Below are 12,254 nucleotides of genomic sequence, written 5' to 3'. Positions count from 1 at the left end.
TAGACCGAAAAGTCCGAGCGACTTGTCGCTGCCTTTACAGCCGGATCCGCCCACAGATTGAGCCCGCCATCGCCGAGGACGGACGTGTAGGAGGTCAGGATTTTTGTATCGTTCCCCGCCATGTCGTCGAAGATGCGTTGTGCCTCTTTGTTCCGGGTCTCCATGGCGAGTTGCGCGAAGAGCTTGAACTTCTCCCCCGGCTGGGCGAAGAGGTCATAGACGGCGCCGATTGTTGGCGTGCCCCGCTCGATGCAGGCAAGGATCCCCGCGACAAAGATATCTCGCGCGCCGCTGACGAAACCTTCCGCGCCCTCCCCCTTGGCCGTGATCAGGTTTGCGGCCAAGCGGCGGGCTTCGGTGAATTGCAGCTGCGGAGGCAGCGCTATAAGGTCCAACAGCGGATTGTAGCAGTTGGTGCGCCGCTCCGAATCCAGCGGCGCGAATTTGAACACGTTGTCGCCTGTGGCTTTGCGCGCCCTAGAGGTGAGCTCAAAGAGCTCCCCCTTGACGTCGAGAGCTATCACTGAGCCTTTGAATGTAAGTAGCGTTGGAATGACTATGCCGACGCCCTTGCCGGCGCGGGTCGGTGCAACGATGAGGCTGTGAGGCTGCTCGCCATTGGTCAGGTAGTAGCCAGGCCAGAAAGGGCCACTTGTCTTCCCAAATACCGGCCCTGTCACGCTACGATATCGTCGCAGATATCCGGTGCATCGCATTTCGTCGACTCGAGCCCAACGCGCCGTCCCGTGGTGTTCGAGTTTGCGCCGCAATACGACCTGCTGAATCAGCAAGACGACCGCCGACGTTGCGAGCACGATAGCTATGCCCCGATAGAAGACAGGGGTTGCGAAACCCAGATAGAACGGCGTCTCAAACCAAAAGGCACGGACGTCAAACGTCATCAAAGCCTCGCCGCTACCCCCGTGGCGGAACGTTGCGTACAGACTTGCCGCGCAGAAGCCCAAGGCGAGCGAGCACGCGATGCTAAGAGCTATGTTCGGGGGCGTCGTTTTTGTTGAAGACATTGTTCCATTGCCGGATTAGCCGTAGCTAATGCTGCGCTTGCTTCAGACACCGAACCGACGTCGCGCGATGTCGCCGCTCGACAGATCGATGCCGCAGCGGGTGGTGCGACGTTTGCATCGCACCACCCGGCAGGCGTGGTCTTTGAAAGCTACACTAAGCAGGTACGTCAACGGCCAGCGAATTGGAGATGGCAAGGCCGTGAACGGAATTCGGGAGAGGAAGCGTTACTGCCATGGCCGAGACCTCAACGGCCGGAGCGATCTCTGCTTCTGGAGGCAGCCACTAGATCCTCGCGGGCGTGATTGTAGGCGTGGCTTAGGGACTGCCCGATTTCACCACCCCGCTGCCGCTGTTCATAGGAGATTTGCGCACCTGCCGCACGGACTTCAGCTTCAAGACCTGCTATGTGGGCGTCCAGATCCGCACTGCGTTCCTCTGCTGCATGCCGCGGAGGAGGCATCTGCGGCAAGATGTCTTGCATGCCGGGAATTGAGTGAGCTTGGGCCTGTTGATTTGGATCTAACTGGTGATACATCGCGTACATAGCATTGGATGCTGTCGACCTGACGTGGCCATCCGGATCGGTAGCCAATTCAGCGGCCTGATCAAAAATGCGAGATTTATTTTCAGCGTTAAACTTGCTGAAGTTTTGCGCAGCGTAAAGCGCTCCGTTAGCTTGCGAAGGTGGGGCCATGTTGCCAATGCGATTAACAATGCTATCTTGCGTCTCTGGCCTAAGGTAATGGGATACGTTACTGACGGCTCTGAATAGCTCCAATGCTACTTCATCCGAGGTGTGCCCCAGCCCGGCAGTCAATTTGTCCCCCAGATCGACGGCTGATCGTCCAAGCTGATTGGTCCGCGTTTCAAATCTCGCGAGGTCAGTTTCTGGCTCGGTTCGAGTGCCCCGAACGGATATGCGCTCTCGCCTCCCGAGTTCTTTGAAGGTCCCAAGATTTCGCGCTGTATCGCGCGGGTTAGCGGTTACCAGCCGTTCTGCAACATGGGTCAATGGTCCGTATGGAAGGTCACGGAGAGTACTGCGATTCCCCACGTCTTGGGATGAACTTGCAGCTGCGCGTGCCCTTTTGTTATCGCGATCCATTGCTCGGCCTCCAAAGTCATTATTCGACCCAATGAGGTTACCACCGAAGCTTGACCTGCGGAACCGATATGATGTTACAGTTGTAGTCTCGCAGAAGCTTCTCCCAACTCTGGGATACGCTGAGAGCCGTAACCGGGGCAGATTTCCGGGCGGAAGGGGTTTGCGGCGAGAGCGTTCGTGATTCACCGTTTGCGTGACGCATCAGGATCCTCTCGTATAAGAGAGTCCGTCGCGATACGCCCCGCGAATGACGATGGTACCTTCGGCTTGACTTATCCTTCGCACTCTGCGGGTCCGACGAGAAAATCAGCCTACCTTGCTGAGACTACCTGCGGAGGACTTGCCGCTACGGCGGTCCTGCTCGATCTCGTACTTGATCTTCTGCCCATCAACGAGGTTTGAAAGTCCAGCCCGTTCTACAGCTGAAATATGGACGAAAACGTCCTGACCGCCGTCATCGGGCTGGATGAAGCCAAAAACTTTGGTGCTGTTGAACCACTTCACTGTTCCGGTCGCCATATCTGTGTATTCCTCTGTGGCCACTGCGAACCAGACGGGCCGTGAAGCCGATCCTGTTCATATCTCGTACTTTGGAGTTAACCCCAGCAAAAGCGAAAATTACAAGCCCGCCTCGGGGTTGCGGCGCGAAAAGCCATTGCTCTGTTCGGGAACGCACCGAACAGGTGCCGGTGAGCTTGAGCGCAACGCGCTCCAAGACGCTCGAGTGCCGAGGAATCTCTCCGACAAGGATACGTCTGAGCCGCCCAGGATCGAAGCCGATCTGCAAAACGGATGGTGAGAGCGTTGGCTCGTTTCCAACCTATCCTGTCTCACCAGCGCGGACGCCTGGACGAATGTCAACGCCGGAAAAAGAACCGCATCGATTGGTCCCGCTTGCGGCCAGCTCCGGTCGGCCGCTCGATCGCAAGTGTGGTTCGAGGAGGAAGCTCTCCTAGATGCAATGCGAGGAGACGCTGGTCCAACTCCTTGTCGGCTGCCGTAAGGCGGTGGTTCAGGCGAAGGTAGTCCATCCAGGTCGGGGTGCGGAAGGTTTCTGTCCAATGCGAAGGCTGTTGTAGGTCGCGCTGGAGATTCCAGTGTCGCGCACCGACGCCGCTTTGTACTCGCCGGCGTTCCCGCATCTGCTCCAGGAACGCTTCGACATTTGCTTCGGGTATTGAATATTCGATCTTGGCGACGATCGGCCCGCTTCGTGGTTTCAATTCCAGGGCAACCTGAGGCGTTTCGAAGCCAAGAGGGGCCTGATCGGAGTCTTTCCATTGACGGATGGGCAGCAGGAAGCCGGTGCCGGCGACCAGCAGCAGCGCGCCACCTGAAAGCTCCAGAGCCGAGCTTAGCGAATTGCTCTCGGCCACCGTACCCCACAGCCAGCTGCCAGCCGCGATGCCGCCGGATGAAAGAGCATAATAGATCGAGAGCGTGCGACCAACGACCCACCTTGGACTCGCCAACTGGACGCTCACGTCCAGCCCGGTCCAGGTCACGACCCAGCCCGCGCCGCCGAGCGCCAGCGCGATAACCGCCACCGCCACCGAGGGGGTGAAAGCAAGCGATAGACAACAAGCCGCACAGGCGATGCACGACAGAGTCGTCAAACGTTCCTGGGACAGCCTCCGTCTCAGAGTGTTGTTGCAGATGCCGGCGAACAAGGCGCCGGTCCCGAAGCCGGCCATCAGGATGCCGTAAACGATTGGCCCTCCCCCCAGCTGATCGCGGGCGACGAGAGGCAAGAGCGCTAGTATGGAGATGCTCGTCAGGCCAAAAAGGGCACCGCGGGCAATTGCTGCCTTGATTTCGGATGACAGGGCGGTGAAGCGCGCTCCGTCATGGATCGCCGTGGTCAATGGTTCACTCGGCAGCGGTGACGACCGAACATGCCATTTGCAGCGCCCTATGGTCCACAGCAGCATCAGATACGTAAGCGTCGCCACGGCGAAAGCCGTCAAAGGGCCAAAGGAAGCAACCACGACGCCACCGAGAGCTGGACCGATGCTTCGGACGGCGTTATATCCGACCGAGATAAGCGTGACGGCGGCCGGAACATCGCGCTTGCGCAGAATATCGCCGACCGACGCGTGCCAGGCGGGGTCGGTGAAAGCGGCGCCTACTCCGGCCAAACAGCTGAATGCAAGAACCATCCATGGATTGAAAATTCCGAGGCCTGCAACAACAGTCAGCATCGTCGAGGACAATGCGATCACGCACCAGCCAGCGAACATGAGATTGCGGCGGCTGTAATTGTCGGCTAGGGCGCCGGCGACGATTGACAGGAGGAATGTGGGCAACGTCGTCGAAGCCTGCACCAAGGCGACCATCACATCCGATGTCGAAATGGTCGCCATCAGCCAACTGATGGCGACCATTTGAATCAGCCACCCTAGACTGGATACCTGTGTGGCAATCCAGATCGGACGGAAAGTTGAACTCTCAAGCGGCGCAAACGTTGCCGATGACGCCGGATTAACTTCTTCACGCGCCACCCCGCTCATTGGGCCGAGCCTCCCTTCGCTGCCAGTTGTATGAGATTTCTCCCCGCCCACGTGCTTTGGAGGAATGGCAAGATCAGGGCATTTTATCTGCGCAACGCAAGTTATTTTTGCCTGACCGATGCTGTGGCAGAACCGAATGCTTCCTCTGGCGCGATCGTTCCGCTATGCGTGACGAGACCGGTTCGATCCTGTCTTTGTCGATCCCGACCACGTTACAAGGATCTCAGTTTGACGATCCTTGGCATCTCCAACCAAGCCACGTCCTGGGCATCGACTTCCCTTCTGGTGATCACGAGCTCCCGCGCGTTGAACCGCCTCGCCAAGGTGATCAGTAGTCTATCTTTGGCGTAGGTATTCAGCAACTTGCTAGGCGCCCGCCGCCATGTACGAGCGACGCCGGCATCAACCGGCGGGCAGATGTGCCGAGGGCAACAAGCGCGCCTGACGCAACGCCGCCAGATCAGCCGAGCCGGTGCAGAAGCAGGCGACGGCCAACTGGCGGATGACGATCTCGAAATGTGCGACAACCGCCTCGGTGGACACCGTCGCCGCGCGCAGCACGCCGGCCGCCTGCCCGGCGGTGTCCGCGCCCAGGCGGATGGCCTTGGCCACGTCCACGCCGTCGCGGATCCCGCCCGACGCGATCAGCTTCACCGTTGGCAGCGCCCGACGTACCGCCTGCACGCTGGCCGGGGTCGGAATCCCCCAGTCGGCGAATGACATCGCCACTGCACGGTCGGCGGCATCGCGGGCGCGCTCGCCCTCCACCGCGGCCCAATTGGTGCCGCCGGCGCCGGCGACATCGATCACCGCCACGCCCGACTCGACGAGCGCACAGGCCACAGAGGCGGACAGGCCCGACCCCACTTCCTTGGCCACAATCGGCACGTCCACGCTGCGCGCGGCGCGAGCGATCTGCGCCAGGACGCCGCGCCAGTCCCGGTCGCCCTCCGGCTGTACCGCTTCCTGCAGCGCATTGAGATGGACGATGAGTCCATCGGCCTCCAGCGCATCCACCGCCCGGCGCGCCAGGTCCAGGCCGTCGGCCTCGCGCAGTTGCGCGGCGCCGATATTGGCCAGCAAGGGAATGTCTGGGGCCAGGCGGCGCAGCGCGCGCGTCAGCCCCTGCGAGTTGCGGGATTGCAGGCTCACGCGCTGCGAACCGACGCACATGGCGATCCCCAAGGCTTGCGCTGCCTCGCTCAGATGCCGGTTGATGGCCTCGGCGCGTGGCATGCCGCCGGTCATCGAGCTGATCAGCAGCGGCGCGCGCATGGTCTTGCCCAGCAGCGAGGCGCGCAGGTCGATCTGCGTCAGGTCCAACTCGGGCAATGCGCAGTGTTCGAAACGGATGTACTCCCAGCCGGCGGCGACCGTGGCCGGCGCCGTTCGCCGATCCAGCACGATGTCCAGATGGTCGTCCTTGCGCCGGCTCAGGGCGATGTCGCTCATGCTCGCCCCAACCGTCGCATCAGGCGACGGCGTTGCGTCGGATCGGACCGACGGCAGCGCGCGCACGCCGCCGCCTCCCGCGCGTTTAGGCCGGCGCACGCTGGCCTCCCCCCGCAGCGTCGCTGCGGTAGCGGCTGGTAGAGGGCTGGTAGTACTGCGCGCGGATGGCCGCCATGGCCTCGATCAACGGTCCCCACGGCGCGGGAAAGCGTTCTTCCGCCATCACCCGGTGCAGCATGCGCGTGTGGCCGGCCAGCTCGTCGTTGAGGAATTCCACCACAGGCATAGCCGGATAGCGCTGCCGCAGCAGGATCGCCGCGTTGTCGGCCTCGCCGGCCGACCTGTCCTTGTCGCGTCCATGCAGATCGTTCTGCAGGCGCCCTATTGCGCAGATGAGCCGCAGGACCTGGCGAAACGCCGGACGCGCGCGCAAGGTCGCCATGTCCAACCCCCACAGCAACGATAGGCAACAGAACACGTTCGTGTAGGCGATCGAATCGATGCCGTTGTGCAGGTACTCGGCGTAGGACCAGCGTTCCGCCCCTGCCGCCTGCGCGTGTCCGGCGCGCAGCGCCCCGCAGTAGCACCGGGTATCGTCGAGAAGCTGAGCATAGTCGCGGCGATCGTAGGCGAGCGCGGCCAGCGAAGCGCGCAGCACAGCGCAGCCCTCGAATCCGGGGAGCGCGCACGGCACGCCCTGCCTCAGCGCCTGCTCCACCGCGGCGAGCTCCTCCGGCGCGATCAGGCCAAGGTCGTTGCAATCGTCGAGCCAGAACAACAGCGCCAGTTCGCGATAGAACGCCACGATCAGCGTTTCGTCCTGCGGATCGCGGCCAGTGCGGGCGCTGGTGTCGCGCAGGCTCGGGTGGATGCGCTGCAAGATGTACTGGCCGCCCCTGACCGCTTCCACGGCATGCTCGTCGGCGAACCCTGTCAGGGACCGCCCCCACTCCAGCACCTGCTGCAGCGCGCGTTCGGTCTGGATCATGGCGCCGCTCCTGCTCCCTCGGCCAGGACGCGCCGCCCCCAACGAAGCGCCAGCCACAACCCGGCGAGTTCGGCCACGCGCACGACCCGGGTGGGGCAATACAGTTCCTTGCCGATCCACAGCGACGTCTGCGGCAATGCATGCTCCACATGGCGGGCGAGCATCCACTCCAGCGCACGCGCCACCGCCTGCGCGATGCGCCGGCGCCCTGTCGGCTCTTCGCTCCCGTCCATCACGTGCAACGCGAACAGCGCATAGGCGGTTTCCTCGAATGAGGACGCGCGACCGGCGCCCCAGCCGCCGTCATCGCGCTGCGCCTGCAGCAGCGCTGCCAGCGCGCGCTCGTCGCGCCACTGGGGCTTGCCTTGCGCCAGCGCAGCGACAGCATGCGCGGTGGGATACAGCCACGAAACGTGCCATTTTTCGTTGTCCCATAGACCGTGCGGGTTGCGATTGGCCTCGACGTAAGCGCTGGTACCGGCGGCGGGCTTTCCCAACAGTCGCAACGCATGCAGGGCATGGATGTTGGTCGACACCGAGGCATTGCGCTCGCCGGGGAAGGTGACGAATAGCTCGCCGACTTCGAAATCGCGCAACGCATCGACCGGCGGTTCGCGACCTGCAAGGCGCAGGACGCACAACGCAACGGAGGTGTCGTCGGCATCGGCTGCGAAGTGCAAGGCCGGGCCCAGACCGCGCACGCCCATGCGGGCGTCGAGCTGCGCGACGATCACGCGCACGGCATCGGCGAACGCGGGATGCGCGAACAGCCCGGCCAGATGCAGGGTGTACAGCGACCAGCATGGCTCGAACACATTGATCGGCCAGACGTTGGGAACGACACCTTCGATGCCGCTGCGCGTCGCCCGCGATGCCGCCTGCAGATACGCGTCGGTGCGCCCGACCTGCGGCGTGCTCCCATCTGTTACGGCGTGCGCACGCCACGCGGCGGTGGCCGCCGGACTGATGCCAATGCTGCCGTCATCGTCCGGACATGCGGTGGTCGGCGACGTTCCCCAGGCTTCCCAGGAGTGCAGCAACGGATGGCCGCTCGGCAACGTCGCCACCGCGCCCAACTTGACAAGGCACGCCTGCCGCAACGGCAACAGCGCCGGGTGGCGCGGAAACCCCACGCCGCCCAGCAAGGATGCGGCCTCGCCGCACAACTGCGGCAGGATCAGCTCCGCGCCGATCGGCGCGTCTTCCGGCACCGAATGCGCGTAGGGATCGGGCTGGCGCTCGAGGAACCGGGTTGCAGCCTGGACTGCGTCGGCAGCGCCGGGAAGAGGATCGGCACGCTGCAATGTCAGCAACGCCGCCCAGGTGGGCGCATGGCGGAACAGCGGGAAGTCCGCGCTTCCCCATCCGCCATCGGCCTGTTGTTGCGCGATGAGCCACGCGTATGCCTCCTGCCGACCGGTGACGTTGCCGTGGAACTGCAGAGCTCGCGCCGTGTCGTAGACGGACGGACCGACGCTGCCGCCGTCGCTCATCTCGATCAGCAGGTGGCGCAATTCGGAAAGGATCTGTTCGGACAGCGCGTTCACGCGGTATGTTCCTTCTGCAGACAGTTGACGGGAACCAAGATCGGGCAGACGCCGCGCATGTCGCCGCAGGCCCGTCGCGGCCCGACGCACGGGCAGCGCCGGACGGCCGCCCTGCTCCGGCGCGGCGACGCGCCCCATGCTGGGGCCGATCCGCCGTATAGGCTTGCGCGCAGCGCGCCGCGTGCGCCTCGTGCGCCGCGTGCGCCGCGGCTGTGCTGGGCAACCGCTGCGATCGCCGCCGACTTGGACACAGTGCAGCATGAACCGCTCACGCCGGCCGATCGATCGCAGCGGCACAGGGGCGACTCCATGCGGACGGGCGCGCTCATGCGCATGGCGCGTGCTTGAACAGATACGCGTTGGCCCGCTGCAGCATCTGCGCCAACCGTTCTGCACGCGTTCCCAGCGGGGCGATGGCCTCCCCGGCGTCGCGCAACAGATCCAGCGCCAACTGGCGCGCTGCCTGCAGCCCCATGATCGACGCACAGGTCGGCTTCTGCGCCGCTGCGTCCTTGCCGGGGGTCTTGCCCAACGTCGCGGTATCCGCTGTCGCGTCGAGAATGTCGTCGACCACCTGCAACGCCAGGCCGAAACAGGCGGAGTAGCGATCGAGCGCACAGTACAGCGCAGCATGGGCGGCATCCTCCGCGATGGCGCATAGCGCGCCCATGCGAACGGACGCGCGCACTAGTGCTCCGCTCTTCATCCGGTGCATCGCCACGATCCTGTCCAGCTCGACGTGCTTTCCTACCAGCGACAGATCCATGGCCTGCCCGCCTGCGGCACCCTCGGCGGACACCGCCTGCGCCAGTTCGCGCACGAGCGCGATACGGTTGTCGCCCGGCGCATCCAGGCTCGCCAGGGTCAGGAAGGCGTGCGCCTGCAGCGCATCGCCGACCAGGATCGCAGTGGCTTCGCCGAACTTGACGTGCACGGTCGGAAGGCCGCGGCGAAGCACGTCATCGTCCATTGCGGGCAGGTCGTCGTGGACCAGGGTACAGGCGTGCATCATCTCGATGGCGGCGCCGACATCGTCGAGCATGTGCGCCGGCGTGTCGGCCAGTGCGCCGGTAGCCAGACAGAGCAAGGCGCGGGTGCGCTTTCCGCCATGCAAGGTGGCGTAGCGCATCGCCGCCATCAGCTCGGTCTCACCGTCGTCTTCGGCGCAGAGAAGACGCGCCAGCGCCTGTTCGACCCGCCTTGCGCCGTCCTGCATCCAGATCTCGGGCGGCAGCCTGCCGGATGCGCCGCGCGCCTGCGCGTCGTCGTGTAGCGTGGAATCGGTCTGCATGTCGTTCATGTCCTTGTACCTGGCACGGCCACGGCGAGCGTCCGAGCCGCCGCGGTGTTGGCGGCGTCGCCCCGAGCGCGCGCGCCGAGTGCAGCATTGCCGCGCGTCGCCGGCGCAGCTGCCTCGCCACACGGGGCATGCGATGCCAGCTCATGAGAATCCGATGCGGATTTTCATGGACGGATGTGCGGTCGGGAAATAGCGCCGACCTTTTTCGGCGGCGCTCAGCAACCGCGGCCGCACCCCGGCCTTGTGCATGGTCAGTGCCAAGGCGATGCAGAACTGCACCATTTCCAGCCATACTAGGTGGTAACCGATGCAGACGTGTGGGCCGGTACCGAACTGCAGCATGTCCACCGGCCGGATCGGCTCCGTGCGTTGTAGCCACCGCGCCAGGCGGAACTGATCAGGCGCCTCGTGCAGCAGCGCCGAGGTCGACAAATGCAGCAGCGGGATGCACAGAGGGGTGCCCGCGGGAATGCGCCGTTGGCCGAGTTGCAATTCCTGCAGCGCGCGACGCGGCAGGAGCGTGGTCGCCGGATGCACGCGCAGCGTCTCGCGGAACAGCGCCTCGGCGACCGGACACTGCGCCAGGTCCGGGTGCCGGGTCGGCACCGCGCCCACGCGTTGCGCCTCCTCGACCAGGGCGTCCCACAGCCCAGGCTGCCGCGCCAGCTCGATCACCATCCAGGCCATCGTCGAGGCGGTGGTGTCGTGACCGGCAAGCAGCAGCAAGCGGATATTGGCGACCAGGACGTCGTCGGAAAGCGCATCGTCGCCGCGATCGAAGGCGCTCACCATGTCATTGATCAACCCAGTGCGCGCGGCATGCGCGCGCGCGTCGCGGACGAACTGGCGCAACTGCGCGTCGATCCAGTCGCGGGCGGCGCGGCCGCGCCGCAAGGGCAGTCCGGGCAGGTCGACCGGGGGCGCGACGATCAACTGCAGCAGTTGCCGGTATTTGCGATGCCATCCCGGCAGGTCCTGCGCTGGGATTCCCATGAGGCTGAAGATGAGCTTGAGCATCAGGTCGCCGGTTTCGCGCAGGATGGTTACGTCGCCGCGGTCGCGCCACGCCTGCACCCGCGCCTGGATGACGGGCGCGAACAGGTTGCCGATGCCGGCTTGGGTCAGCCCCTTGGGCAGGAACGCCGCCTTTATCGCGTCGCGCGCCTGCCGGTGCGCGCCGCCGTCCTGGGCGACCAACGTTCCGCCAAGCAATTCGGGCGCGATCTCTTCGATCAGCGCCGAGGACACGTCCTTGTGCCGGAGCAATGCAAACGCATCCGGATCCACACAGGTCATCAGGTGTCCGGCAGGGCCGAAATCCAGCCAGAAGTGGCTGCCCAGCGTCCATTCCGCGCGCCGCAACAAGCGTGGCAGGTCGCATACGATGGCGGGAAGATGTCCGACCAGGGGGAAAGCGCCGGGCATGACCGGGATGTCGTCCCGCAGCCGGTGCCGACGGTCCAGCGGGTTGAGCAGCATGTCCATCAGCAGCGGGGCGCCGCGGCCGCTTTGGCGGTGTCGCCGGCAGGCCGCGCGGCGCGGCTGTTGCCACCGTCGGCGTACGTCGGCACATGCGCCAGCATGCCGCCGTCGATGCACAGGACCTGGCCGGTGATGAACGCAGCATCGTCGGAGAGCAGGAACGCCACCAGCGCGGCCACGTCCTCGGGGCGGCCGACGCGTTGCAGGAGTTGGTGCCGGCTCAGATGCCGTTGCATGCGCTCGTCCAGCTTGGCGAGGAGACGCTCGGTCATGATGAGACCCGGCGCAACCGCGTTGCAGCGGATCTGCGCATGACCGTACTGGGTGGCGAGCGAGGCCGACAGCATGTTCATCGCCGCCTTCGACGCGGCGTAGGACGTCTGCGCGGTGTCACCGCTGAGCCCCTGGCACGACGACATGTTGACGATCGCGCCACCGCTGCGGGCGATCATTCGTGGGATGGCCTGCCGGCAGCAGAGCAGCGTGCCGCGCAGATTGGTCGCCATGGTCTGATCCCAGACCGCCAGGTCCAGGTCGAGGATCGTGTGGTCACGCGGTGTCAGATGCATGGCGCTCGCGTTGTTCACCAGCAGGTCGACCCCACCGAAGTGCCGCTCCGCCGTCTCGAACAGCGCTGCCACCGCCTGCGCATCGGCGATGTCCATGGCCAGGGCCAGCGCGTGGCCCGCTTCGGCCGCGATCTGCGCGGTGCAGGCGACGGCCGCCGAGCCATCAATGTCGGCCACCACCACGTTGCCGCCCTCGCGCGCGATGGCGAGGGCGCATGCCTTGCCGATGCCGGCGCCGGCGCCAGTCACCACGGCTACCTTGCCTTCAAACCGTC

General features: G+C 64.7%; 10 protein-coding genes. All 10 read right to left on the bottom strand.

Annotated elements, in window-relative coordinates; genetic code table 11:
* The coding region (locus tag AC0L2H_RS29660; protein WP_473593383.1) for a type IV secretory system conjugative DNA transfer family protein at positions 1-1,025 on the bottom strand (1,025 nt) is incomplete at its 3' end.
* A 245-nt stretch (positions 1,026-1,270) separates the two neighbouring features.
* The gene (locus AC0L2H_RS29655; RefSeq protein WP_223217784.1) at positions 1,271-1,843 is read right to left on the bottom strand and encodes a hypothetical protein; all 573 of its coding nucleotides are present in this window, start codon (positions 1,841-1,843) and stop codon (positions 1,271-1,273) included.
* A gap of 594 nt (positions 1,844-2,437) precedes the next feature.
* Complete coding sequence (locus AC0L2H_RS29650; protein ID WP_020628770.1) at positions 2,438-2,650, bottom strand: cold-shock protein; 213 nt, start codon at positions 2,648-2,650, stop codon at positions 2,438-2,440.
* 338 nt (positions 2,651-2,988) lie between these two features.
* Entirely contained in the window at positions 2,989-4,641 is a 1,653-nt protein-coding gene (locus AC0L2H_RS29645; protein WP_019856508.1) for an MFS transporter, read from the bottom strand.
* A gap of 402 nt (positions 4,642-5,043) precedes the next feature.
* Positions 5,044-6,093, bottom strand: coding sequence for a type 2 isopentenyl-diphosphate Delta-isomerase (gene fni / locus AC0L2H_RS29640; RefSeq protein ID WP_019856506.1), 1,050 nt, complete (start codon positions 6,091-6,093; stop codon positions 5,044-5,046).
* 85 nt (positions 6,094-6,178) lie between these two features.
* Positions 6,179-7,081: a terpene synthase family protein gene (locus AC0L2H_RS29635; protein WP_019856505.1), complete on the bottom strand. Its 903-nt coding sequence runs from the start codon at positions 7,079-7,081 to the stop codon at positions 6,179-6,181.
* Positions 7,078-8,628 carry a hypothetical protein gene (locus tag AC0L2H_RS29630; protein ID WP_019856504.1) on the bottom strand — a complete coding sequence of 517 codons (1,551 nt, stop codon included), beginning with the start codon at positions 8,626-8,628 and terminating at the stop codon, positions 7,078-7,080. Before AC0L2H_RS29630 ends, AC0L2H_RS29635 begins: the two co-directional genes overlap by 4 nt.
* A gap of 325 nt (positions 8,629-8,953) precedes the next feature.
* Positions 8,954-9,919, bottom strand: a complete 966-nt coding sequence (locus AC0L2H_RS29625) for a polyprenyl synthetase family protein (protein WP_019856502.1) — start codon at positions 9,917-9,919, stop codon at positions 8,954-8,956.
* A gap of 150 nt (positions 9,920-10,069) precedes the next feature.
* Positions 10,070-11,413: a cytochrome P450 gene (locus AC0L2H_RS29620; RefSeq protein WP_019856501.1), complete on the bottom strand. Its 1,344-nt coding sequence runs from the start codon at positions 11,411-11,413 to the stop codon at positions 10,070-10,072.
* Positions 11,413-12,231, bottom strand: a complete 819-nt coding sequence (locus tag AC0L2H_RS29615) for an SDR family oxidoreductase (protein WP_027046525.1) — start codon at positions 12,229-12,231, stop codon at positions 11,413-11,415. Before AC0L2H_RS29615 ends, AC0L2H_RS29620 begins: the two co-directional genes overlap by 1 nt.
* Positions 12,232-12,254: the final 23 nt, after the last annotated feature.

The organism is Mesorhizobium sp. WSM4871 (genome assembly GCF_055811295.1).
The sequence above is the reverse complement of the archived record's forward strand: the minus strand, read 5'-3'. Positions and strand labels throughout refer to the sequence as shown.

Excerpts from the sequence above, each read along its gene's own strand:
- AC0L2H_RS29650 (WP_020628770.1), bottom strand. The coding sequence starts at position 2,650 with ATGGCGACCGGAACAGTGAAGTGGTTCAACAGCACCAAAGTTTTTGGC.
- AC0L2H_RS29625 (WP_019856502.1), bottom strand. The coding sequence starts at position 9,919 with ATGCAGACCGATTCCACGCTACACGACGACGCGCAGGCGCGCGGCGCA.
- AC0L2H_RS29645 (WP_019856508.1), bottom strand. The coding sequence starts at position 4,641 with ATGAGCGGGGTGGCGCGTGAAGAAGTTAATCCGGCGTCATCGGCAACG.
- AC0L2H_RS29620 (WP_019856501.1), bottom strand. The coding sequence starts at position 11,413 with ATGGACATGCTGCTCAACCCGCTGGACCGTCGGCACCGGCTGCGGGAC.
- AC0L2H_RS29635 (WP_019856505.1), bottom strand. The coding sequence starts at position 7,081 with ATGATCCAGACCGAACGCGCGCTGCAGCAGGTGCTGGAGTGGGGGCGG.
- fni (WP_019856506.1), bottom strand. The coding sequence starts at position 6,093 with ATGAGCGACATCGCCCTGAGCCGGCGCAAGGACGACCATCTGGACATC.